This window comes from Roseateles sp. P5_E8 (assembly GCF_054177665.1).
The window spans coordinates 1-24,105 of record NZ_JBGCUM010000029.1 but is presented as its reverse complement, the minus strand read 5'-3'; the positions used below and the strand labels follow the sequence as shown (position 1 = coordinate 24,105).

Sequence of the window (24,105 nt, the reverse complement as noted above, 5' to 3'; positions counted from 1 at the left end):
CTTGTTCGCCCGCATCGCCATCGCTGCCTTCGTCGCCTTGCTGCTCGCCCTGTTGCCGGGCGCTGCGCGGGCCGATGGCGTCGAGCTGGCCCAGCTGACCACGCGGCGCGCGGACGACGGGCTGGAGCTGAGCTTCACGACCCGCTTCGAACTCGGCCGCCTGGCCGAGGACGCGCTGCACAAGGGCGTGCCGCTGTACTTCGTGGCTGAGGCCCAGGTGCTGCGTAACCGCTGGTACTGGCGCGACGCCCGCATCGCCCAGGCCGAGCGCACCTGGCGGCTGGCCTGGCAGTCGCTGACGCGCCAGTACCGCATCTCCAACGGCGGCCTGCACCAGAGCTTTGCCACGCTGGACGAAGCCCTGAGCGTCATCCGCGGCATCAGCAAYTGGCGCATCGCGGAGCCCAAGGACATCGAGGACGGAGGCAGCTACTACCTCGAGTTCAGCTACAAGCTCGACGTCACCCAGCTGCCCCGCCCCATGCAGATCGGCCTGCAGTCGGGCTTTGCGCTCAGCATCGAGCAGAAGCGCAACTTCGCGCCCGACTTTTCCCTTAAATGACGAAAGCGTCGCGTTGGGGTTGGGTCATCACGCTGGTGACCCTCACGGGCGTGGCCGGTGTGCTGGCCTTCGTGCTGATCGTCGGCACCACCTCCGAGCGCGGCTTCTTCGAGCGCCACTACCACTGGCTTTACTGGGTCAACGTCGGTGTCGCCGCCGTGCTGACCCTGATCATCCTGACCGCCGCCGTGCGGCTCTTCGTGCGGGTGCGCAGCGGCCGTTTCGGCAGCCGGCTGCTGCTCAAGCTCGCCGGCATCTTTGCCCTCGTCGGCGTCGTGCCCGGTTTGATGATCTACGCCGTTTCCTACCAGTTCGTGAACCGCAGCATCGAGACCTGGTTCGACGTGCGCCTGGCCAGCGCGCTTGAGGCCGGCCTCAACCTCGGCCGCGGCACGCTGGACGCGATGGTGGCCGACCTCGGCGCCAAGACCCGCGACGCCGCCGAGCAGCTGGCCGACAACAACACGCCCCAGCTTCTCGCGCTGGAGCGCCTGCGCGAGAAGCTCGGCGCCCGCACCGTCGCCATCGTTGGCGGCAAAGGCCAGATCCTGCTGGAGGGCGGTGGCGATACCCGCCAGCTGACGCCTGATCGGCCCAGTGACAGCATGCTGAGCCGTGCGCGAGGCGGGGGGCCGGTCAGCCAGCTCGAAGGCCTGGAAGACGAGGCCGCAGCCCTGCAGGGCGGTGCCCAGATCCGCGCGCTGGCGCTGCTGCCCAACACCGAACTGCGCCTGGGCCTGGGCGAGCGCTACCTGATGGTCATCCAGCGCGTGCCGGCCAGCACGCTCGCCAACGCGCTGGCCGTGCAGACGGCCAACGGCGAATACCAGCAGCGCGCGCTGGAACGCGTCGGCCTGCGCCGCATGTACCTCGGCACGCTCACGCTGGTGCTCATCCTGGCTGTCTTCGCCGCGCTGCTGCTGGCCGTCACGCTCGGCAACCAGCTCGCGCGGCCGCTGCTGATGCTGGCCGACGGCGTGCGCATGGTGGCCCAGGGCGACCTCTCCGTGCGCCCGGTGCTTGCCTCGCGCGATGAACTGGGCGGCCTGACACGATCGTTTGCCGACATGACCGGCCAGCTCGCCGACGCGCGCGCCCAGGTCTCGCGCACGGTGGCCGAGCTCGACGCCGCCCGCACCCACCTGCAGACCATCCTGGACAACCTCACCGCCGGCGTCCTCGTCTTCGACCCCGATGGCCACATCGAGACCGTCAACCCAGGCGCCACGCGCATCCTGCGCCTGCCGCTGTCGGCCTACATCGGCCGCCCGCTGGCCGATGTGCCAGGTCTTGCCGACTTCTCCGCCTCGCTGGTGCAGCGCTTCGAGCAGAGCCTCAGCAACGACGGCGCGGCCGACATGGACCGAGAGCTCTGGCAGGAATCCTTCGAGCTCCAGCTCGACCCCAAGCGGCACGCGCTCGCCCTGCTCGTGCGTGGCGCGCCACTGCCCTATGGCGCCCGCCTGGTCGTCTTTGACGACATCTCCGAGGTCGTCTCCGCCCAGCGCTCGGCGGCCTGGAGCGAGGTCGCCCGCCGCCTGGCCCACGAGATCAAGAACCCGCTCACGCCCATCCAGCTCTCCGCCGAGCGCCTGCAGCACAAGCTCGAAGCCAAGCTGGAGGGCAGCGACCAGGCCATGCTCGTGCGCTCGGTGGCCACCATCGTCAACCAGGTGCAGGCGCTGAAGCAGCTCGTCAACGAGTTCCGCGATTACGCCCGCCTGCCGTCGGCGCAGCTGAAGCCCCTGGAGCTCAACGGCCTCATCCACGAGGTGCTCAGCCTCTACGCCGAGGCGCAGGAGAAGGGCCGCCTGCTCACCGATCTCGCGCCCAGCCTGCTGCACATCAAGGGCGACGCCAGCCAGCTGCGCCAGGTCATCCACAACCTCGTGCAGAACGCGCTGGACGCTGTGCAGGATCGCCCCGACGGCCGCGTTACCGTGCGCTCCTCGCTGTCGCTGACCGACGCCGGCGCGCCGCGCTCCGTGCGCCTGCACATCATCGACAACGGCCCCGGTTTTGCCGAGAAGGTGCTCAAGCGCGCCTTCGAACCCTATGTGACGACCAAGACCAAAGGCACGGGCCTGGGCCTGGCCGTTGTGAAGAAAATTGCCGACGAACACGGCGCCCGCATCTCCTTGCGCAACCTGCATGCCGCTGCGGATGCGGGCTCTCCTACCGATGAAGGAACGGAGCTGCCGGTGACCGGCGCGCAAGTTTCGCTATCATTTTCAAATCTTGCGCCGGCCACCGAGCCCGGTGGCGCGAGCGCCAGGACCTAAGGATTCATGGCCACGATTCTTGTTGTCGACGATGAGCTGGGCATTCGCGCCCTGCTGTCAGAGATCCTCACCGACGAGGGGCACACCATCGAGCTTGCCGAGAACGCCGCCCAGGCGAGGGCGGCGCGCGAGCGCAAGCGACCCGATCTCGTCCTCCTCGACATCTGGATGCCCGACGTCGACGGCGTCACGCTGCTGAAGGAATGGGGCGGCGCCGGCCTGCTCACCATGCCCGTCATCATGATGAGCGGCCACGGCACCATCGACACGGCGGTGGAGGCGACCAAGTTCGGCGCCATCGCCTTCCTCGAAAAGCCCATCACGCTGCAGAAGCTGCTGCGCGCCGTCGAGCAAGCCCTGGTCAAGACCGCTCCGGCTCGCCCGGCGCCGGCCGCCATCGGCCTGCCCAGCTACTCCCGCCCCGAGCCCTCGTCCGGCCTCAACCTGGGCATGCCCGTCACGCCCAGCCAGGGCGTCAGCCTGTCCGGCCACATGCCCGGCGGTGGCAGCGGCAACCACGCGCTGGCCTCCGAGCAGACTTTCGAGCTCGACCGCCCGCTGCGCGAGGCGCGCGATGCCTTCGAGAAGAGCTACTTCGAGTTCCATCTCGCCAAGGAAAACGGCTCCATGACGCGCGTGGCCGAGAAGACCGGCCTGGAGCGCACCCACCTCTACCGCAAGCTCAAGCAGCTGGGTGTTGACCTGAGCCGCAACAAGCGCGGCAGTGGTGCCTGACGTAGCCAAAGCGCCGCCGCTTGTGCTACAGTCGCGGACTTCGCTGAGCGGCCAATCCGGCTGCCGGTGAAGACCCAAGGCCTGGTAGCTCAGTTGGTAGAGCAGCGGATTGAAAATCCGCGTGTCGGTGGTTCGATTCCGCCCCAGGCCACCAAAACGTCGTTCCGGGGAATCCCAAGAGGTCCCAGGAAGTCCAAGAAGCCCTAGAGAATCAACGCTCTAGGGCTTTTTTGCGTCTCAAGCGGTTGCATCCGATCCCTTGAGTTCTTCCGTTTGGCGGAGTAACTTTGGCAGTAACCGGCCTCGAAGCGTGGGCTAGGCCAGAAAGTTACTCCATGCCGCGCAACCTGATCACTTCCGACGCCACCATCAAGGCGATCAAGCCCGGAGACGCTCGAACGCGGCTGAGCGATGGTGACGGGCTGGTCCTGCTCCTGTTCGTCAAGGGCGGGTCGCATGGCTGGCGTTTCGACTACCGCTTTGCTGGCAAGCGCAACATGCTCTCGCTGGGCACCTACCCAGACACCACCCTGGCCATCGCTCGGCGCAAGGCGGACGCGACCAGGCAGTTGCTTGCCGAAGGCATCGATCCGAGTCAGAAGCGCCGGGCCGCGAAGGCCTCGTTCGTGGAGGCGCGCGCCGCCCAAGAGCGGGAGGCGCAGGGGCTACCGCCGCTTGACTCGTTCGAGGCCGTCGCGCGCGAGTGGTTCGGTGTGAAGAAAGACAGCTGGGCAAAAAGCTACAGCGACAAGATCATCGCGCGCCTCGAGGCCGACGTCTTCCCGTGGATTGGCAAGGTCCCAGTGGCTGAGGTGACGGCACCTCTGCTTCTCGAGGTCATGAGGCGCATCGAAGCGCGTGGGGTGATTGAGACGGCACACCGGGCGCTGCAGGACTCTGGCCAAGCCCTTCGCTACGCCGTTGCGACCGGCAAGGCATCAAGCAATGCAGCACGTGACCTCAAGGGCGCGCTGCGGCAGCCGTACGTCAAACACTTTCCGGCGATCACGGAGCCCAAGCGTCTCGGGGAGCTGTTGCGCGCCATCGACTACTACGCCGCGACCCCGGTTGTGCGCGCGGCCCTCAAGCTGGCGCCGATGCTGTTGCTGCGCCCCGGAGAGTTGCGTTTCGGCGAGTGGACGGAAATTGACCTGGACGGCGCCCTATGGACAGTACCAGCCATGCGCATGAAGCGGGAACTGCGCCAGAAGCTGCATGGTGCGCCTCACCTCGTCCCGCTCCCGAAGCAGGCGGTGGCCGTGCTGCGCGAGCTCCACGCGTTGACCGGACATGCCGCGATGGTCTTTCGTGGCGAGCGACATCACGACCGCGCCATGAGTGAGAACACCATCAACGCAGCGCTCCGTGCCATGGGCTTTTCGGCTGATGAGGTGACCGGCCACGGCTTTCGCGCAACGGCGCGGACGATGCTTCAGGAGCGGCTCGGGTTTGATCCCGACGTGATCGAGGCGCAGCTGGCGCACTCGGTCCGCGACAACCTTGGCCGTGCGTACAACCGCACTGAGTTCGTCGAACAGCGGCGCAAAATGCTGCAGACGTGGGCGGACTATCTGGACCAGCTGCGCCAAGGCGCGCCGGTGGTCTCTCTTCATCGGGGACAGAAAGCTTGATCTGCGCAGTGCAGGGTCGTCCTTGCCTTCCCGATGGTCTTGGCGTGCTCGCGCAGGCGAGCAGCCAGCTTCTGGCCTTGCGATATGGGCTCTTTCGCCGTTGCGTCGACCGGGTCGGCCTTGCCAACGTAGATGGGATGCTGCGTCCCCGCCAAGGGTGCATAGGCCGCAAGCTACGCGGCACTAGGGCACGAATTCTTACCATGTTCTCGCGTTCAACAAGGCCAAAATTTGCCGCGCCATTGATTGCGTGTGTATATTATCAAAATGATTCCAAGCACATGCGCTGAACTGCAGGTTGGCCAAACGGTCAGGTTCGCAGTGCCCAAGAGCCCAGACGAAGAAACCGAGCGATTCGTCATTCTCGAACTTCGGGGCGATCGGGTGCTCGTGGAGTTCATCTGCGACATGCGAATAAAGCCGACACACGTGTACTTGATCGCCGACTTAGTGGAGGCATGAATGCGGCCCTGCAGCCGCCTCAGGCGAGACGGAAAGCAAAGACCTTGTTCGCGCGGACTGCGGCCATGACGAATGGTTAGCAAGCAGCGCGGAGGTAAGCGGGACGGAGCAGGCGCAAAGCCTCTTCACACCATACCGATGCGGCGGGTCAATGTGATGCTCGATGAGGAAACGATTGCCAAGGCTGAGCTGATTGGAGACGGCAACCTGAGTGCGGGCCTTCGGCGAGCCGTAAAACGAATGCGCAAGCCTGCTGGAGCCTGACCTGCTGGCGCCGCGTCAAGCGCGGCGGGGCTGTGCACGCCGTAGACGCGAATAGTTCCATGGAAGGCATAGCTCTGGATTCCTCCGATTTCGAGCGGCTGGCGCGAGTAGCCGCGGCGCTTCCTAGCCAGCCGCTTGGCTCCGGCGATCGTTGATCGTCGGGGCCACTTCTTCTGGATGCGGAAAACTACTGGTCGGCGAGTCCGCTTCGCAAATCGACGGCGAGGCCGCTCATGTCTCCTGAAAGAAGAAGCCCGTTTCCGGGCGATCCAGCGTGCCGACAAGAACCCCGCGATCGAGAAGTCGATTCTGCTGCTCGCAGGAAGTCTCCGGGAGAAGCGCACAGGAATGGCAGGCGGCCAGGTTGCAGTTGTCGGGGCCCTGGCCGAGGCTTTCGATGCAGACAGGGTCGCTTGAGCACCACCGAGCGCGGTCGATGGCGCGAGCGATGGTGGGTTCGAGCAAGGCCGGAGATCCCATGCGAACCAGGCCTCCCATCGTTCCCTCCGAGTCACCAGCAGCCGTGTAGATCAGCACTCCGCTCATTCGCGTGTGCTCGTCCGAGAAGTAGATCCGCTCCCGTAGGGAGGATGAGCCGTACCCGCAATCGAACGTCAGCTGGTTGATCAGGGCGTGTGCGAACGTGTGCAGCAGGACGAACTTCGGATCCACATCAGAGGCGTGAGTCTCGCGCCGGCTCGCCTGGGCATGCACGTTCCTGTTTACCTGCACGAGACGTTCACGGTGGAACGCCCCGTACGCAGACTGCCAGCGATCCAGCTTCGCGCCGTCGAACACGAGGAAGATGCCTTCTCCTCGAACCACGACCGCAGGTAGCCAGTTTTTCCGCGCGCGTGAAATCAGCTTCCAGCGCTTGTCGGAGTCTTGCGACGACGCGGCAAACAGCCGGCTGTAGCCGACGAAAGCGCGGGTCTCACGCAGCTTGTCGAGCAGTGCGATCCGACTGAATCGATCTCGAACCACAGGTTCATACGATTCAATCGAGTGGCTTCGAACCAGAAGGTTGATCTTCGGCATGCCCTCCTGCCCGTCGCGGCAGAAGGTCGCATACTCCTCGAAGCGAAACGCCCCCTCCGCGACTTCGGCGCCGGCGGTCTGTCCATCGCCCGGTGAGTCGTCGAGTCTCGTCTCGAGCCAGTGGGTGAGCTGGCTAACGAGCAAGGCGGGATCGATCTCCCATTCGGAGACGAGCGATGCGCTGATCACTTCGCCGATGATCGCCGCCGTCAGACAACCCTCGTTGTTCTTTGCTCTTATGGCGAGCAGTGTGGCCGTCTGACGATGCTGGGTCAGTGCCTCGTGCAGGACATGCTTGTTCGCTGCCTCTGCGAGGATGGCAGGGTCGACTTCCGATTCGGGGCGTCGCCTCTTGAGCATGACGCTCACCGCCTTTCGCGAGAGCGTTCCTTTCTCGGAAAGGATCGCCGCGTTCAGAAGTTCCTGCTTGAACTCATGGTCTTCAAGAATATCCAGAACGTCCTGAGGGAATGACGCGTCCTTCACCTCGGGGATGTAGATGGAGCTCCGGACATCGGAAAAGTACAGATTGCTCGCGCCGCGCAGCACGGCCTGTAGCTTCTGCGGACAAGCTTCGCCGGGGTCGTCGCCTCCATCACCGATGCCCAGAGCGGGTACCTGCGAGTCGCATTTCACACCGAGTTCGCCGCCGAACGCACCAGTCAGGGAGCGGCGCTTGACCTCGACGACACCGTCCGCCTGCTGGCGCTCGGCAACCACGATGACTCCTGCGATCGACGCCGAACCCGTGGAAAGCAGACGAAGCCACCGGTCCGATCGCGTACGGTTCCATTCTTCAGGTTCGAGCCCAAGCCACTCGATCCACGGAAAGTCGCGCATGTGTCCGTCGCGGCAGACGGTGACGAATCGAACCTGCACGGTTCGGCGGGCCTTGTGTGTCTTGCCCTTGTCGCCTCCACTTCCCACCGGCCCGGTGCATTGCGGGGCTGAGCGGTCCTGGTACCTGGTCTCGAACATGCGTCCGCACCGAGGGCAGGAGTGCCAGAGCGGGAATCGGAGAAATGGCAGCTTCAGCCCTACATTCACCGCCTCCGTTGATCCTGCACCGTTCGCCATGCGGAAGTCGGGCGGCTGCACGAAGAAGTCGACCCCCAGGCGCCGGGCAAGCCTGGGTTCATCCTCGACCTTAAATTCGCGATGCTCCGGCTTGGCGGGGTCGAACGGCCAAGCGTCGAGGCCGGCGTGCACAAGCGAGACTGGGCCGGGGAAGTCGATGAGCGCACCGATGCCAAAGGGCGAGATCGCCTGGGACCGGCGAACAGGTCGGTTCATGGTTGAGCTCCGGGAGTCGGAATGTATGCATCGGTGACGTCGGCCTCGCAGCTGGCGTCGACATTTCGAAGGGACGACATCGTGGCCCAACTGCGGTGATTCCACTCGGGGCGCTCCGCAGTTCCCGCTGGATGCATCAGCGGTGCGTCCTCGGGTGGCTGTCCGAACCTGCCGTATTCGACGGGGCTCCATGCCTTCCACTCGTCGAGCCTCTGCTGGAGCTTCCGCATCACGGAGTTCTCTTCGTGCGGGGCGATCGAGAGGACGCGATCACGAATGATTCCCTCGATCCTGGCGCGGAGCGCGCTTCCCGCTTTCAGCGGAAACGGGTCTGGCAGGGACGCTTCCTGCTCGCGGCTGCCCATCTGGCGAACCAGGGCAACCAACAGGCCGTGCAGAGCACGATCCACGGCAGGAGGGCTGAACGGCGTGACGCTGGTCGGCTCGACCTGCGCATAGAGCTTCTGGTGGTACGCCCTGAACTTCTCGTAGTGACTTCGGTCTCGCGCCTTGGTCTGGCCGTAGATCACGACGACGAGGCCGGGCTTGCTGGTATCGCGACCAACCCGACTGGACACCTGGATGTACTGTGAAGTTGTCTTGGGCTGACCTACGATTGCCATCAGAGACAGGCGAGGAATGTCGACCCCGACCTCGATGATGTTCGAGGCTAGGCACGCGTCGACGGGTGTAGGCAGTGAACTTCCCTCATGCTTCCCCTCCGGACTTGAAAGGCGCACCTCCAACTGCTCGAGGAGACGCGGGATGTGGTCTCCGCGAATGCGACTTGTGAGCTCCTCCACCCGGAACAGCTGCCTGATGCGCGAGTAGTCGACGCCGTGCCGCCCGAGCATCACGCGCAGGTATTCGCGCGTGTCCGCGGAAAACAGCGTCAGCGCCCCACCGAGTTCCCTTAGCGAGTTGAAGAAGACGAGGAGCGTCCACCAGGGATCGACGTCTGCGGGCTCACCCTCGAGGAGGGCAGCACTCTGCATCAGCGTGGCAAAAATTCTTGCCTCGGACGTCTGGACCGAGCCGTGAGCCGGTGCCAGCACACCCGCGTACAGCCGGCCCGGCAGGGGTATGCCGTTCTCGTCGACAGCCTGACGTGCAAAGAATGAGTCTGCCGCATCGAGTCCGGCGGGCGGGAACAGCGCTACTGAGCTTCGCGCGTATAGCGACTTCACTTGTTCGCGTGCACGACTGATGGTGGCCGTCGACGCAACCACCTTGGGAAGGATGCCTCCGCCCATTGGATCGACGCAAAGAGCTTCGATGACGGCCTCATACGCGCCCACCATCGAACCGAGCGGCCCCGAGATCAGGTGCAGTTCGTCCTGGATGATCAGTGTTGGCGGAATCCCGTCGTGACGTCCGGCATCGTTGAGGCCGAAGATCTTTCTCGCAGCAGGATTCCACGCGAGCATTGCAAACTTGTCCACCGTGCCGATCAATAGATTCGGGGGATGCTCAAGGAGGTCCTCGTCAATCACGACGATGGGAAGTGGAGGTCTTCCCGACCCCGGGTGTCCGCCGAACTCGCACGCGTCGTCAGCGCACCTGTACACCACCGTATCGCCGGCAGACGAGCGTTCCTTGGAATATCCGAGGACTTCGGAGCGGGTTGCGCCACCCCTGGATCTGCCGAAGCCTCTGGATCGCGTGGGCTCATCGCGAGACGCCTCGTGCGGCCCGAACTTGGAGGCGCACCACGGACAGCGAAGCAGCACGTACGGGTTCTCTGCATCGGGGTCTCTCGTCAACGCACGTAGCTTCTCGAGAGCCTCTGCGCGCTTATTCGGAGTGGCGGAGCCCCCGACCCACAGGCCGATTCGGAAGGATCGATCCCCAAGGTTCTCGACGTCCCTTCGTCGAATGCTTTCCATTGCGCAGAAGAGGGTGGCTGCCCGTTGGAACTGCTGCGCGGTCAGTAGCCTCAGCGTGTAGCGCATGAGTACATCGACGCCCGTCACGTTTTCCTTGGACAGGGCGTTGAAGAACACCGTGAATGCAGTCAGCCCGAGATAGGCCTCGGTCTTGCCGCCGCCGGTCGGGAACCAGATCAGGTCGACGGTGTGTCTATCGGCGTGGGATGGTTCGACGATGCCTCGCAGCGACATCAGCAGAAATGCGATCTGGAACGGTCTCCAGTAGCCCTGGGACTGGTTTCTCGCTGCGGGTTCGATCCTCGCAATCGGCTTGTCCCACGTCAGTCTCTCCGCTGCATCGCGCTTCGGAAGGCGAAGCGGCTGACGCGATCTCAGCTGCGCGACCAGCATCGCCTCGTTTGCGAGTCTGAAGGCGCGTCTCACCAAGTCGCCTTCAGGTCCTTGCCTGTTCAGAAGCAGCAAGCCGTCTTCGATTCGGCCTGCGCACTCTCGACATCGATCGATCAGCGCAGCTGCGGTAGGCCGGTCCGCCAGCGGAACTGTCCCTTTGACGGACCTGAGCTCATCGATCCATCGGCGGTATTCCTTGATCAGAGAGAGAACGTCGTCCAGTCCATCGTCATCGGGATCCAGCCCGGCGAGACAGCGCATGCTGGTGCGAAGGCTCCGCGTCTTCCCGTCTTCCCCTTTCACATACAGGTCGGCGCTCGTCGCCGGCGTCTCGAAGACAGGAAGCACGTCTGTCCAGACCTCGGAGACGCGGCCGGGACGCCCGTGAATCCAGTCGGCTCCACACCCGTGACCGATGGCAAAGGTCCGACTCTGCCTGTACAGCACCCGGTTGACGTTGTCGTCGGCCAGCGGATCCTCATCGCGGAATTCGCCTGCGAGATAGTCGGGGTACGGATCGATCGTCGTCGCTCCGGATAGGCTCGAAACGCGTAGGCCCGCTTGGAACAGGCTCAGCGAATCGAGCTCCTCACGCTGTGCCCTCGCGGTGTTGACGATGGATGCCGTGATAAGTCGATGATGCTCCGAGGGAGCGCCGGGCCAGCTGCGGGAGACGATCACCATCTGCAGTTGCAGTCCTGCTGCATCGATGGGGCGCCGAATTGGAGTCTTCGCCGCGAGCAGCTCCGCGCCCGACACCGACATCCCCGGCATTCCGCCGGCGGTGTCGACGGCTGAATGCCTTAGCCACACCTTGCGCGGGAGGCCGGGTTTTCCGATTGCACCCCCCACAATTACCGTCACAGGCCTGTACACGCCGCACGCGCTCGCCACCGTTCGATCAGCGGCGATGCGGCCTACGCTGACCAGATCGATGCGAAAACCGCCATCTTTGCCGGAAAGATCAGCGAGGAAGCTCAACCCGAGCGCAGACGGACGAAATGCATTTGCAAGGGTGATGCCTTGCTCGCCCGGATCTTCGGACTCCGCGGTCGCGGCCAGCCGGCCTCCTCCATCAGCCTGTCCCGAGTCGTCGTCAAGCGCTGCTCCTTCGGGCGCAAAATCCTTCGCATCTGCAAGGGCCTCGCCACCGGCATCCTCAGCGACCTGAGCGAGCAGCTCGTCAGTGCCCTGAGGAAAGAGGATCCCGGCACCGAAGCGCTTCGTGGGTGGATCCTGCCAAACGATCTCTTCCCCGTTGAGCTGCTGCCGTGCGACACGGAATTCCTCCCACGTCATAGGCTGCTTGTCGACAAGTCCGACCTTGTTGCCGGCCGGATCCGGGCCGACGATCTCGGCGCGCAGCCGCTCAAGCATCTTCTCGCGGTTGGCCAAACTCGTCTCGAGCGTTGTCATCTGGAACCTTCCCGCATCAGCGTCCTGTATCCGTCCATCAGCAATCGATCGTAGTGACCGCGCGCTCGATCGTTGATCAGCATGGTCAGGCCATGTCGTGCGCGAGTCATTCCGACGTACAGGAGCGACTTCCCGTGAGCGTCATCGACCGAGTCGATGTCGGTCAACACGATCGCAGCTGCCTCAAGGCCCTTGAATGAGTGCACGCTCGCGTACCGGACCCCGACGGCGTTGGACACATCGCCCTTGTACGGTGTGAGGCCGAGGTCGCCGCTAGAGGCGGCCAGTCCGGCGGCACACGATGAAGCGTCCGCGCGCGTAGAAAGAACAACGATTTGATCGGGGTGGAACTTCTTGAGCAGGCGTTTGAGCGTCGTCGCGAGCTGTTCCACCTGGTGTGATGCGGACTTGTAGAAAACCGGATCGACATCCGAGGATTCCGTCTCCGCGAGGACTCGGCTGTATCCCGGCGCAAGGCCGCTCGTCAGCGTCACCGCCTCCGCGATCCGCGGGGAGTTTCGGCAGTTGATCCGAAGGGGCGACGTCGTGAAGTTGCCTCCGGCCCTGGATCTCAGCCGGTCGAGTCCTGCCTGCCCGTCCAGCCCCGCATAGATGGCCTGTCGCTCGAAATCGCCGAACACCGCCCATCGGCCGGCCGACAAGCCGCCGCGCGTGATGAGCTCGAGGACGTCGAGCATCGCATCCGAGAGGAGATCCTGGGCTTCGTCGATGATCAGGACGTCGTGGGCAGGGAACGTCGACTCACCCGTCAGCAGAGCCTCCGTGGCGCGCAGAGGGAGGTCCACGGCCCAGAAGGCGGACTCGGGTCTATCAGGCACAGGCGACTTCTGGAGGCCGAGCATCAATCCCGAAAGCGTACCCACCTGAAACGAGACGCCGAGCGCTCTTGCCTCTTCCGAGATCGCGGCCGTCTCGCGCTTGAGCCATGACCCCAGCAGACTGTTGAAGCAGACTAGTATGGTGCTCCTTCCTGCCCTCACGGCACGTCGAGCGGCCTCGATCGCCAGCAGAGTCTTCCCCGTGCCGGCTGGTCCCTTGAACAGTACCCGATCGTTCTCGGCGAGTAGGTCCAGAGCGACGAACTGTTCCTCGGTGAACCGGCGGATGGACTGCTCCGCCACATCGAGGGCCATGCCGCCGATCGGCGCATACTCGAAGTCACCTCGCATCAACGCTGTCATCGATTCCAGGTGTTTCGCCGTCGGTCGGCTTCGCTCGCCATACCAGGCGAGCTTCGGGCGGATTGAAGCCAGCTTGGAATGGGCGCTCTCGAGGACGTGTTCCACGATCCGCGAGATCGGATTCCTGAGTAGCGCTGACTTCGTGATCACCTGCCAGGGATCCCACTCGAGCGACCGCTCGTCGAATTCGATCTCGGTGAAGATCACTGCCGAATAGAACACGAGCGGCGCCAGGCTCGCATCCCGTCTGAAAAGGTAGTCGCGCAGGGAGTGAGATGCCTCGCTCGCTTGTCTGAAGGGGCCGACCGGCGATGTCCTTGGCGGGTCGTACTCGTAGGTCCACAGTCCGTCGTGTCTGCTGACGCCGCAGCCCTTGACCTCGATGCACAGCACACCCAGGCCAGGTACCGCGACGACAAGGTCTGCCTCCCCCTCGATCCGGACGGCATGGCGGCGGATGTCGAAGGAATGGAAAACGATCCAGTCCCGGGTTCCTGGATCGTCGCGCAGCTTGCGGAAGATCAGCTGTTCGCCCTTGGGCGCCTTCGCCGAGATCTGCGGCGGAATCATTCGAGCCACTAGGACACCTTCACGGGAACGAGATGGAAGAGCCGCGAGAACGGTACTCGCACCGAGGACACGTCGACAGCCGACACCCTGAGAAGTCCGATGCTTCCAGCTTCTAGTCCCGGCAGCTGGATGGACTCCACCACGTCCACGTGCGAGCGTGCTGCAACGAGCATGTGGACGCGTTCCAGCAAGGCCTTTCGAATCTCGGACGCAGCGCGCTGGTGGAAGATCTTCAGCCGCTCCATCTCGGCCCACTTATGGAGGGCGTACTCGTCGGACGAATCGGATTCAACGCCGACCTGAAGATCGCCCAGAGCGCGCATCAAGGCTCGAAAGCTCTCGACATCGTGCGGTGCGATCACGACGTCGCTGGCCCACGTCCAGAGATAGCTTGCGGAGCGCAACTTCAGACCGGCTTCGCGTGCGCGTCTCGCGACAATCCCTTCACCGTGCAGCTTGAGCGCTCGGAAAAGATTGCCCTTCCAAGCCGTCGCAGCGTCCCTCAACGAGGCTTGCCCTTCTCGCTCCATCAGCCGGTCGGCCACTTCGTCGAGGTAGTCGCCGCTTCCTCGAAGCCGCATCATCACGAGATCCCGCTCCTCCAGGTCCCGTACAGACTTGCGCGGCAGTTGACCGGCCCCGGCCAGCGGCTGGTCGGGTCTGTCAAGCAGTCGAGAGATCTCCACCACGCTGCCCTCGTCCGGAAGGAACGTGCCGCTGCCATCGGCGAAGAGCACAAAACGCGCGGGCACCGTGACATCTCCTTCCGAGAGCGGTGCTCCTCCGGCATGCTGGTTGCGGATTTCCTGCCAGAAAGTGTCGTTCGCCCATTGATCGAGAGGCTGATCTTCGACCTCCTCGACGACCTGGACCTGGACCTCGACTTCTTCCGAAGTCCGCATCGCTCGGTGGAATCTGCTATCGATCGGAAGTCCCAACGGCTCAGGAGCGAACACGTTCTCGCGTCGATAGGCAAGCAGCACCACATTCGGGGCTCGCCCGCCATGCAAAAGATCGATTGCGATCGGCGTGGAGGCAAATTTGAGCGTGCCGGGGATGACGATGATCGAAAAGCCGCTGTCAGCGATGTCCTTTCGAGTTCTGAGAACGGTACAAGCGCCTGCGGGAAAATCCTGCGAAGCATCAACCGTCGCAGGCCAGCCCGGAGTCAGGCCCCCCTGAAGTCCCGCGAACACCGCGGCGCTATCGGCGCGCGAGGCGGCCTGCGCCAGCGCATCAAGGAACATCTCGCGCTTCGGGTTCCGCCCGGGTGTGACCAGAGACGCGACTGCGTCAGAAAGCGCTTTGACGGTCCCCGAGACCGACGGCACCGTTTCGGCCTGCTGCACGAGCTTCTCGATCATGGGCTGAATCCCCAGACGACTGTCATCGAATGGGAGCAGGGTCTGAGCGATCGTCGACTTCAGCAGCCAGACGCTCCTGGCAAGCTGCCGTTGATGGTCGTCCTCACGATCCACCATCGAGAAGACGCGAGCGCAACAGCTGGCGATGTCCGCGAAGAGGGGATGGTCGATGACGATCTTCCTCAATCGAAAGGACGAAGCGTTGGCATAGCGACCGTCGATCACATCAAAGAGCTGGACTCGCTCCGGCTCGCTTCCTCGGGATTCTGTCCGGTCAGAGGACGTCACGCAGGTCTCCCACGTCCTGGGCGTCCATGCCGAAGGCGAACACCTCAATGCCTGGCGGCACATCGCCGACTCTTGCATTGGGAAGCCAACCATGAATTCCTGTATCCGTCGCGTGACTCAGGAAGGGTCGGATCTCATGCAAGACTGCCTCGTCGTACTCCGAATGCGAGAGCAAGAGGATCACGCTTCGAGCCTTCATGTATCCGAGCTTCGACGCGGCCAGCGTCCCGTCCAGGACCGTCACACCGTCGGGTGCGTCATCCACGATCTCGGTGCGAGTTGATGCCACCTTGAGCTTTCCGTGTTCCCGTCCTTGGACGTCGGCGATCGAGAGAGCGTCAAGCATCGAAGCCGCGTGACTCTGACGCGCACGAAGTTCGATCCCTTCCAGGTTCATCAAGAAGCTGCTCCGTTCGGTGACAACGGTGCTGTCTGCCATCGGCGATCGCGACCACGCCACCGACGAGTCGCTGTTGAGCGCCTGCATGAGCGCCGCCGCGGACGTCAAACTTGCGTCTGCACGAGCGGATACTGCCCCCAAAGTTACGCCGTAGGAGAGTGCTGTCTTCCTGGGCAGGTAGGTCTTGTTCCCCTTGGGCTTGCCTCGCGAGTCAACCTCTTCGAGGATGAGGAACTCTCCGCCATCCCCGGCGACAAGCGAAGCAACGCGTCCGGCAAAGCGTTTGGACTTCACCCCGTTCGGGCTTCGCCAGTGGACGTGGGTGCCAACCGCCAATCCGCGCAGCGCCTCCCAGTCAAGGGATTCGTCGTGCATTCGAGCCGCCGCACACAGAGAGCCCAAGCTTACGAAGGCCGAGGCCAGCGGACGCGTCGGCAGTCGCACGATGACAGCGCGATTGCCCGATTTCGAAGTCTGTTCACGCATCCATTCGCCGAGGCTCATCAGCCAGTCGGCCCATGGCGGCAATTCCCGCTCAGTACCGCCTATGACAAGCCGCAACCGCCCTCTGTACGGGGCTCCACGCTCATTCGTGTCGTCCTTCATGGGACGGTCTCTCCCTGGGACCTCCCTGTCCCGCTGATAGGATACTGGAAGTAACAAGCCAAGCACGAGGACAGAGAAGAAAAACAGGTGCGGTCGGCGTTACAGCAGCCGGAGGGGGACGTTTTGGRCGACGTGGTACTGCAGTTCAGAAGCGACTTGGTGTCGCAGGCCCAGGGTGAGTTCGGTGGACGGGATCCCGAAGCTGGATTCGTTGCTGTTGCCGGTCGCATGCTCGAGGAGGCGGAGGAGGTCGTCGACTTCATGCCTTGCCCTTTCAGAGGCACTGGTACGCGTAGGCGCAGCCTCGGTGTCGACGGATATGCATTCGATGACGCTGATGGGTCGCTTCGCGTCGTGATCGCCGATTTCGGAGGCGAAGAGCAACCTCACTCGGTGACGYAGACGGCGGCGAAGACGGAGTTCAACCGTCTCACCGCATTCATCGAGGAAACCTTCGCAGGAAATGACGACCATCTCCCGGCCGACGAGGATCCGGTAGTCGACTTCGCTGATCTCCTAGCATCGCATCGCGAGGCGATTCCCCGTCTGCGGCTGTACCTCGTGACTGACGGCATCCTCAGCGACAAGCTGCGCGACTGGCCCGACGCACTGGTGGGAGGCATTCCTGCGGAATTCCACATCTGGGACACGACGCGGTTCGCCTCGGCCCTTTCGAGTAGGGGAGGACGTGAAGCGCTGACCGTCGACTTCTCGGACGTTGCCGAAGGAGGCATTCCCTGCCTACACGCGAGCCTGAACCAGTCGCAATACAACGGCTATCTCTGCGTCATTCCCGGCGATGCGCTTGCGCGGATCTACGACACGTATGGGAGCAGGCTGCTCGAGGGCAACGTGCGCTCCTTTCTCGGGAAGTCGACTAAGGTCAACAAGGGCATCCGGGAGACCATTCTTCGAACCCCGGAGATGTTTTTCGCCTTTAACAACGGCATCGCGGCCACGGCTAGTTCCGTGGTGGTCGAGGCCACGCCGGACGGCCTGCGCCTCAAGTCGGCCACCGACCTCCAGATCGTCAACGGCGGTCAGACGACGGCGTCGTTGACATTCTCCAGACGCAAGGACGGTGCGGATCTGTCGGGAATCTTCGTGCAGATGAAGCTGTCAGTAGTCGGGGACGAGCTCTCCGGCGATCTCATTCCGAAGATCTCGGAGTACGCAAACAAGCAGACCAAGGTGTCCGACTCAGACCTGTTCTCGAACCACGAGTTTYATCGACGGATGGAGGAACTCTCGCGCAGGATCAAGGCTCCTCCGAAGGCCGGTGCCCAGCGTCCCACCGCGTGGTTCTACGAGCGTGCGAAGGGCCAGTACAGGATCGAGACGGCCAAGATGAGCCCAGGCGAGAAGCAGCGCTTCGAGGCGGAGAACCCAAAGTCTCAGCTCATCACGAAGACCGATATCGCTAAAGTTGAGAACTCGTGGCGATGCATCCCGCATGACGTCAGCAAAGGTGCTCAGAAGAACTTCGACGTCTTCAGCAAGTTCATCGTTGCAGAGTGGTTGTCCCGGCCGCTCCAGTTTAATGATGACTACTTCAGAACGGTGGTCGCCCACACCATCGTGTTCCGGGAGCTTGAGAGACTGATCCCTGCGCAGAAGGACTGGTATGACGGCGGGTATCGCGCGAACGTCGTGACCTTCACGATTGCGAAGCTGGTGACCATGATTGAGGAGCAGGCGCCTGGGAAGAGCCTCGACACTCCGCGAATCTGGAAGCAGCAAGGCATCTCGACGGCGTTCACCGAACAGTTGAAGTTGATTGCGCGAGCGATGTATCAGGTGATCACGTCGCCAGAGCAGGGGCTCGAGAACGTGACGGAATGGGCCAAGAAGGAGCTTGCCTGGCAGCGGGCGCACAGCAAGCCCGTGGAGCTTTTGCTCGAGTTGGAGGCCGAGTTGATCTCAAGGGAGCAGGTCGACAAGATCCGCGGCGATGCGGTCGAGACTGCTCGGATCGACCGCGGTATCTCCGACATCTCGKAGGTTGTGGCCACCAAGCCTACAAAGTGGCGAGAGACGCGGCAGTGGGGACTCGACAACAAGCTGCTGACAGGCAAGGAGGAGCAGCTGCTGCTCATCGCGGCCACGCCTGGAAAAGTCCCTTCCGAGCGACAGGCGGCCGCAATACTTCTGATCCAACGCAAGCTTCTGCGGGAAGGCCTCCCGGCATCTGCGTGATCGCGGACCGCGAAGCACATCGCGACCGACGCCTCATCAAGCCTGCCGGGACCTCGATGACTCGGCGAATAGAGTTGCGACGTTCCTTTCGGAGCGGGTCGCAGTGAACGCGAGGTCGAACCAGCCGACCCCGTCGCGCAGCGCATGAGCGGCTGGCCGGCGTCTGCTGGCGTATCGTGGTCCACCATGATCGATGTCGTCAGCCCCGCCAAGCGCAGCCAGATGATGTCCGGCATCAAGGGCAAGAACTCCCTGCCCGAGATGCTGGTCCGCAGAGTGTTGTTCGCTGAGGGGTACCGATTCCGGCTGCATCGGCGCGATCTGCCCGGCACGCCCGACATCGCCATGCCACGCCGCAAGATCGCGATCTTCGTGCACGGCTGCTTTTGGCATGCCCACCAGGGATGCAAGTACGCCAAGACGCCGTCGACGCGGACTGAGTTCTGGACAGCCAAGCTGCAGGGCAATGTTGATCGCGACCGCCGAGCCGTTTACAAGCTCGCGGAGATGGGCTGGCGGGTGCTCAAGGTCTGGGAGTGCTCCACCCGCGATCCAGAGGCCGTCAAGGGCCTGCCCGATGCCCTCCGGGCTTGGATCGACAGCGGCGAGGCCACCGGCGAGATCAGCGCCCAGAGCCTGGCCGCAGCCCGGCAGGGCTGAGGTGGCCCGCGCGCTATAACGCGCCATTTGCTTCTGAACCCGAACCACCATGCAACCCCTCGTCGACACCTTGGCCCGCAATTCAGCGAAGGCCTGCATGCCTACCTGACCGAGGAGCAGATGCAGGCAGTCGTCGAACGCAATCGAGCCGAGACGGCTCCTGGGGCATGCCACTCGCACGACTTCTGCGACGCGAACATGGTCCGCTACGAGGTCTTCCTGCGGCACGGCATGGATCCGGCCGCGGACGGCGGCATGGACCTCTACGGCGCGTTGTGGGATCAGGCCTGGAACCTGGCCAAGGGGCGGGACTTCCGTATCGCCGGCTGACCGGCGCCTGGCGCAAGTCTCACCGCCTGCGCGGCGAGGCCATGAAGTCTGAAATGATCTGACCAATCTGCTTGGCCAGCAGCGGTGGGACGGCGTTGCCGATCTGGCCGTATTGCTCAGTCCGGTTCCCCTCGAAGAAGTAGTTGTCGGGGAAGGTCTGCAAGCGAGCGGCCTCGCGCGCCGTCAGGCTGCGGCACTGGCCCGGATCCGGGTGGATGTAGTAGTGCCCGTCCTTCTTGATGTGGGCCACCACGGTCGACGATGGATGCTTACCCATCTGGACCCGGAAGCGGTCTTTGAAGGGGATGGTCTCCTCGTCCACGTTCACATGGTCAGGCAGCAGCTTTGGCGGGAAGTTGCGCAGGTCCGGGGCGTATTTCTGGGTGGCTGCGAAACAGGCGGCGAACATGTAGCGATGCAGATCCGATCGCATGTGGCTGCGGGTCTCATGGTGCAAGACGCCGCCCAGCTTCGGATCCAGATACCAGTCCTGCAGATCTTTGGGCATGTAGTTGCCCGGAGCGACGACGGTCTCTACGAATGGCCCGCCGAAGGTCGATTGTTTCTCGGCCTTCTTGATGAACTTCTCCATGGCCGCCTCGATGACACCGCGCAGAGGCACGCGCCAGCCGACCAAACCGCTTGGAGACTCTTTGACAGCCTTGAACCAGGCCTCTTGCGAGTCGGGCTCTTTGGACAAGCGGCTGCGCAGCTCCGGCAGGCCGGCCAGGGCGGCGCTCACGCCGACCTTCCTGGGTTGCTTGCGAAGCAGGAAGGACTCGGGGCGCTCCCTGAGCACCGGGGTCGCCGCCGCCACGTCAGAACGGATGCCGAAGAGGATCACCCGATGTCGGCTTTGCGGGATGCCGTGGTCGTCGGCCTCGATTACGTAGTCGTTGGGGGCAAGTTCACCCTCCGCCTTGTGAACCACCAACGAACGGACCTGGTAGCTCAGCCCAGCCTTGGGCGCCTTCAGGTCGGCAAGGATCTGCTCGAAGATGCGCTTACCGGAGTTGGTGGAGTTCAGCATCCCCTTTACGTTCTCCATCACGAAGACCGCCGGGGCGAACTGCTGAATGATTCGCAGGTATTCGATGTACAGGAAGTGCTTGGCGTCGGCCTCGAACTTCTTCACGTCCTTGCTGCGCAGCCGGGAGCGGCCGGCCAGCGAGTAGGCTTGGCAAGGAGGGCCTCCGATGAGCACCCAATCGGTCTGGTTACCCAGCGCTTCCCTGATCCATCCATCGACCTCCTTGGGGGCGATCATGCCGAGCTCCGCGCAACGGGTTTCCTTGGCCGCATGCTCCGAAGCAGCCTTGATGTCAGGGTGGGCTAAGAACTGCTCGCGGCTGATCTTGCCTCGGACGTAGTCGTAGTAGCAGCTCGGAACCTTGCCCTTCGGGAACTTGCGGAAGATGGCTCGCAGCAGCAGCGTCCGATGGGCGATGGGATCCTTCTCAATGGAGACCTTGACGGCGAAGCGCCGCGCGCCCGTCGCATCCAAGACGGACGAGAACCCTTCGCACAGCCCTCCCGGCCCGGCGAACAGATCGATCACCGGTATCGCTTCTCTTTTTGTTTGCATCTGTCTGTGTTGGCGCCGCGATCAGCTGTGCCCCCCGAGCGCTCCGATCGCAAGCAACGTCATTCTGCCAGGCTGAGAGCCTCGGCGGCCTAGCGGGGAATCCACACCTAGGGGGAACCCTGCCCAGCTCCTCCGCCACAATGCCCAGGCAGCCAAGCGCAGCGCGGAAAACGCCTTCCCGCGCTCGCGGCGGTCGTTCGCCAACCGAGACCGAGGCTCTCGCCGGCTATTGCCAGGAACACCTTGCCGACGTAGATTGATCAGAGGCGAGACCATATTTATGAGCCAAACCCTTCAGAACGCGCCGCTTCTTGAATTGATCGCCGAGGTCAAATGGGTGCCTTCCTGGACACCTCAAGCAATGGCAGTTGGAGCGCCAAGGTTTGTTCCTCAGGACGATCAGAAGTTTTCCGCATTCATCGAAGCCTTCTCAAGCGCAGTCGCCGATCTCGAATACACGGAACAATTGCGCCTATATCCGCCGGCGCTGCCGGCGCTCTTGCATCAGCCATTGATCAGGGCCAACAACACCAGATCGGCCATCGGCCCGTCTCTCTATCAGGCTGGCGCTGGGATCTTTTCTGCAAACGCAACGCCACCCTATGTAAATTGGGAGATGTTCTCGCCCGTGGTACGGTCAGGCTTGGAAGCTTTGGCCATCGCGCGTCGCGTCGCAACGGATTCCTCTCCAATTGCGTCGATCACTCTTCGCTATCTCGACGCTTTCACCGCTTATCACCTCGATGGGCTTGACAGCGCAGCTTTCATCAAGAAGCTGGGATTTGAACTTCAATCGCCGAAGATTTCGTTGGACTACATGGCCCAAGACGGCGATTGCAGACCCTACTCGCAATTCCATATACCATTGAAAGACGGCGGGCTGCTCGCGATGAGCGTTGGCGATGGCATTGCCAACGGAACTCCCGCTGTGCTGCTCGACACTGCGGTGACATTTTTTCCAAATGCGGAAGTCGGCACCGATCAAATCTTGGAGTCGTTTGTTCACGCGCACGAGATCATCGATCATATTTTCCGAGTGATGATCAAGCCGATAGCGCACCTAATGAAAGCAGAGGGAGAAAAATAATGCATTCCTGTCCTGCGGCTCCGACGATCAGCCGGCGCCAATCAAGTTTTTCCAATTTCGGCGGATTTGGCCATGTTCAGTCCTACGAAGACATGGACTACAACCGCTATGCGCATCAATATTCGAGCGGCGGCATGTTGCTCTCGCGAGTGCTCTTCCCTACCGAATCGCAGGCTCCGCTGACAGCTTTGCAGCTGCCTGAATGGAAGCGTCGTGTCATGAACAGCGAGCTCTCTGGCAAAGCGGTCGACCTGACCGCCACGGTGAAGTCGCTCATGTCTGATCTACTCAGCGCGGGCCCGCAGGCGATCAACCTCTCGGACCTGCGCGCCCCCTTAGTGAATGGGCGCCATTTGGCCGTCGTTCTACGGGCAACATACGCAAAGCGTTCTGAAACACCTGGCTGGCAGGCGGCGCTTGAGATGGCCAAGGTTGCTCTGCGACGCGACGGCGCAAACGTAGACGATGCTCTGTATGGCCTCATGAACGGGTGAATCGATGCTCTRCGAGGGTGCAGCATCGGTTGCCGTCGGATCAGAAGAGGTTGCGATCACCATCACTTACGGGCTGCTCGGCTACCACTTGGGGATCGCATTTGGCAACGGTCCAGATAAAGCGCCGCAGCTCGTCCATTTGGCATTCCATCGCTTCCTCAAGGTCATCGACTATCCAGGCGAGAACTGGGCTGCCAAGGTCATCCCACTTCCGCCCGATCTTTCTCCCCAAGTTGTGGCGCTCCTTCACGGCCTGTGCACGACTCATGTCAGTGCAAATCGGAAGGCGCTCAACTACGGCATCAACGTGCTCTGCAACCTTGGCTCGTTCGGCGCTGACGGCGAATACAACCCGCCCGCGAATTCGGATGGGCACACATGCTCGTCATTCGTGGCAGACATCTTTGAGTCCATGCAAGTTCCGCTTGTCGACTTGAACACTTGGGTCAGCAATGCCGAAAACGAGATATGGAAAGACGCGGTGGTTTGCCTGTTGCGCGCATGGGCAAAAATGAAGCATGGAACGGGGACCGAAGCGGTTGCCCAATCAAAGTCCGTGGCAAAGGTCAATGAACCTTTACGGTTGACGCCAGAGGAGGTCGCGGGAGCTGGTTCCCTGCCGTTGGCTCAGCGTCCGGCATCACAGACCGTCGTGACGCCGCTCGCCGCGCAAATCTTGGCCGAACTTCCCAACGTCTGCAAACCGCCCCCTCCAGATAAGCCGTTCGAGCACTGTGTCAACAGATACAACGATTCGATGAGCGCGCTCAGGCAGCAACAACAGCAGCAACAGTGAGCTTCTGCTTGCGCAGTGTGACGCCCGGTTGGCTCCCAACTCGGCAGCTTCGACCTCGAAGGGCGAGCCACAGTGTGCTGCATCGTCAATACACTGCGGCACGAACTCGCAGCAGCCCTTGTGCCTGCGGCACTCGGCATGGCCGCATGCATCCAGTTGCTGGCGTCCAGCCTATCCTGCACTAGCCTTACCTCTTAGCTCTACGCCCTTCAAAGAAGGCGGTAGACGTTCTCGACCAGCCGCCAGCGAAACAGCAGTGGATCGAAAGTGGGTCATTAGCGGGTCAAAAGTGGGTCGAAAGTGGGTAGTCCGCGGCATACCAGACTCTGATCCGCCGCCTCACGCGGCAGATGTGATGCTGAGCCGTCCGGAAGACGTCAGCCAAGTCGTCTAGCCCGTGTAAATTCGCGTCGCATACGCTGTGCATCGACAGATGAAATGGACGCGAAAAGTTCGCGTCAAGAACCCGGCAAATTCGCGACAAGGATGCGAGAAATATCCGGAAAAGCTCGAACGCTGGCGAAGGATTTAGGTGGGTCGTCGCGAAGGATTTAGGTGGGTCGTC

General features: G+C 62.7%; 16 protein-coding genes and 1 tRNA gene. 11 read left to right on the top strand and 6 right to left on the bottom strand.

Features of this window, described 5'->3' with window-relative positions:
• The first annotated feature begins 1 nt into the window (after nt 1).
• From ACXRVZ_RS17030 to ACXRVZ_RS17010, 5 genes are all read left to right on the top strand, one after another.
• Nucleotides 2-562 (top strand): DUF4390 domain-containing protein, encoded by a 561-nt coding sequence (locus ACXRVZ_RS17030; RefSeq protein ID WP_457423081.1) that lies wholly within the window; start codon nt 2-4, stop codon nt 560-562.
• A complete protein-coding gene (locus tag ACXRVZ_RS17025) occupies nt 559-2,844 on the top strand; it encodes an ATP-binding protein (RefSeq protein ID WP_458232610.1) in 2,286 nt (761 codons plus the stop codon). Before ACXRVZ_RS17030 ends, ACXRVZ_RS17025 begins: the two co-directional genes overlap by 4 nt.
• A gap of 6 nt (nt 2,845-2,850) precedes the next feature.
• Nucleotides 2,851-3,579 (top strand): response regulator, encoded by a 729-nt coding sequence (locus tag ACXRVZ_RS17020; protein ID WP_457423077.1) that lies wholly within the window; start codon nt 2,851-2,853, stop codon nt 3,577-3,579.
• A gap of 78 nt (nt 3,580-3,657) precedes the next feature.
• Nucleotides 3,658-3,733, top strand: a tRNA-Phe gene (locus ACXRVZ_RS17015).
• Nucleotides 3,734-3,914: 181 nt separating this feature from the next.
• Nucleotides 3,915-5,210 (top strand): tyrosine-type recombinase/integrase, encoded by a 1,296-nt coding sequence (locus ACXRVZ_RS17010; RefSeq protein WP_457423075.1) that lies wholly within the window; start codon nt 3,915-3,917, stop codon nt 5,208-5,210.
• 957 nt (nt 5,211-6,167) lie between these two features.
• Here ACXRVZ_RS17010 and drmB read toward each other — a convergent pair.
• Genes drmB through ACXRVZ_RS16985 form a run of 5 tightly spaced genes read right to left on the bottom strand, consistent with a single transcriptional unit; the run spans nt 6,168 to nt 16,392 of the window.
• Nucleotides 6,168-8,267, bottom strand: coding sequence for a DrmB family protein (gene drmB / locus ACXRVZ_RS17005; protein WP_457423072.1), 2,100 nt, complete (start codon nt 8,265-8,267; stop codon nt 6,168-6,170).
• Nucleotides 8,264-11,962 (bottom strand): helicase-related protein, encoded by a 3,699-nt coding sequence (locus ACXRVZ_RS17000; protein WP_457423070.1) that lies wholly within the window; start codon nt 11,960-11,962, stop codon nt 8,264-8,266. Before ACXRVZ_RS17000 ends, drmB begins: the two co-directional genes overlap by 4 nt.
• Nucleotides 11,959-13,734: an ATP-binding domain-containing protein gene (locus ACXRVZ_RS16995; RefSeq protein ID WP_457423068.1), complete on the bottom strand. Its 1,776-nt coding sequence runs from the start codon at nt 13,732-13,734 to the stop codon at nt 11,959-11,961. Before ACXRVZ_RS16995 ends, ACXRVZ_RS17000 begins: the two co-directional genes overlap by 4 nt.
• A gap of 8 nt (nt 13,735-13,742) precedes the next feature.
• A complete protein-coding gene (locus tag ACXRVZ_RS16990; RefSeq protein ID WP_458232609.1) occupies nt 13,743-15,386 on the bottom strand; it encodes a hypothetical protein in 1,644 nt (547 codons plus the stop codon).
• A complete protein-coding gene (locus ACXRVZ_RS16985; RefSeq protein ID WP_457423064.1) occupies nt 15,373-16,392 on the bottom strand; it encodes a hypothetical protein in 1,020 nt (339 codons plus the stop codon). Before ACXRVZ_RS16985 ends, ACXRVZ_RS16990 begins: the two co-directional genes overlap by 14 nt.
• A 159-nt stretch (nt 16,393-16,551) precedes the next feature.
• Here ACXRVZ_RS16985 and ACXRVZ_RS16980 point away from each other — a divergent pair, with 159 nt between their 5' ends.
• The 3 genes from ACXRVZ_RS16980 to ACXRVZ_RS16970 all read left to right on the top strand — a co-directional run bounded on the left by ACXRVZ_RS16980 (nt 16,552) and on the right by ACXRVZ_RS16970 (nt 19,578).
• The gene (locus ACXRVZ_RS16980; RefSeq protein WP_458232608.1) at nt 16,552-18,588 is read left to right on the top strand and encodes an AIPR family protein; all 2,037 of its coding nucleotides are present in this window, start codon (nt 16,552-16,554) and stop codon (nt 18,586-18,588) included.
• 186 nt (nt 18,589-18,774) lie between these two features.
• Entirely contained in the window at nt 18,775-19,248 is a 474-nt protein-coding gene (locus tag ACXRVZ_RS16975) for a very short patch repair endonuclease (protein ID WP_457423062.1), read from the top strand.
• Between the two features lie 27 nt (nt 19,249-19,275).
• The gene (locus ACXRVZ_RS16970; protein ID WP_457423060.1) at nt 19,276-19,578 is read left to right on the top strand and encodes a hypothetical protein; all 303 of its coding nucleotides are present in this window, start codon (nt 19,276-19,278) and stop codon (nt 19,576-19,578) included.
• Between the two features lie 19 nt (nt 19,579-19,597).
• Here the strand turns inward: ACXRVZ_RS16970 and ACXRVZ_RS16965 are convergent, their stop codons facing one another.
• Nucleotides 19,598-21,136, bottom strand: a complete 1,539-nt coding sequence (locus tag ACXRVZ_RS16965; RefSeq protein WP_458232607.1) for a DNA cytosine methyltransferase — start codon at nt 21,134-21,136, stop codon at nt 19,598-19,600.
• A 307-nt stretch (nt 21,137-21,443) separates the two neighbouring features.
• Here ACXRVZ_RS16965 and ACXRVZ_RS16960 point away from each other — a divergent pair, with 307 nt between their 5' ends.
• From ACXRVZ_RS16960 to ACXRVZ_RS16950, 3 genes are all read left to right on the top strand, one after another.
• Nucleotides 21,444-22,250 (top strand): TIGR04255 family protein, encoded by an 807-nt coding sequence (locus ACXRVZ_RS16960; RefSeq protein WP_458232606.1) that lies wholly within the window; start codon nt 21,444-21,446, stop codon nt 22,248-22,250.
• A gap of 92 nt (nt 22,251-22,342) precedes the next feature.
• The gene (locus ACXRVZ_RS16955) at nt 22,343-22,744 is read left to right on the top strand and encodes a hypothetical protein (RefSeq protein ID WP_458232605.1); all 402 of its coding nucleotides are present in this window, start codon (nt 22,343-22,345) and stop codon (nt 22,742-22,744) included.
• A 4-nt stretch (nt 22,745-22,748) separates the two neighbouring features.
• Complete coding sequence (locus ACXRVZ_RS16950; RefSeq protein WP_458232604.1) at nt 22,749-23,540, top strand: hypothetical protein; 792 nt, start codon at nt 22,749-22,751, stop codon at nt 23,538-23,540.
• Nucleotides 23,541-24,105 lie beyond the last annotated feature (565 nt).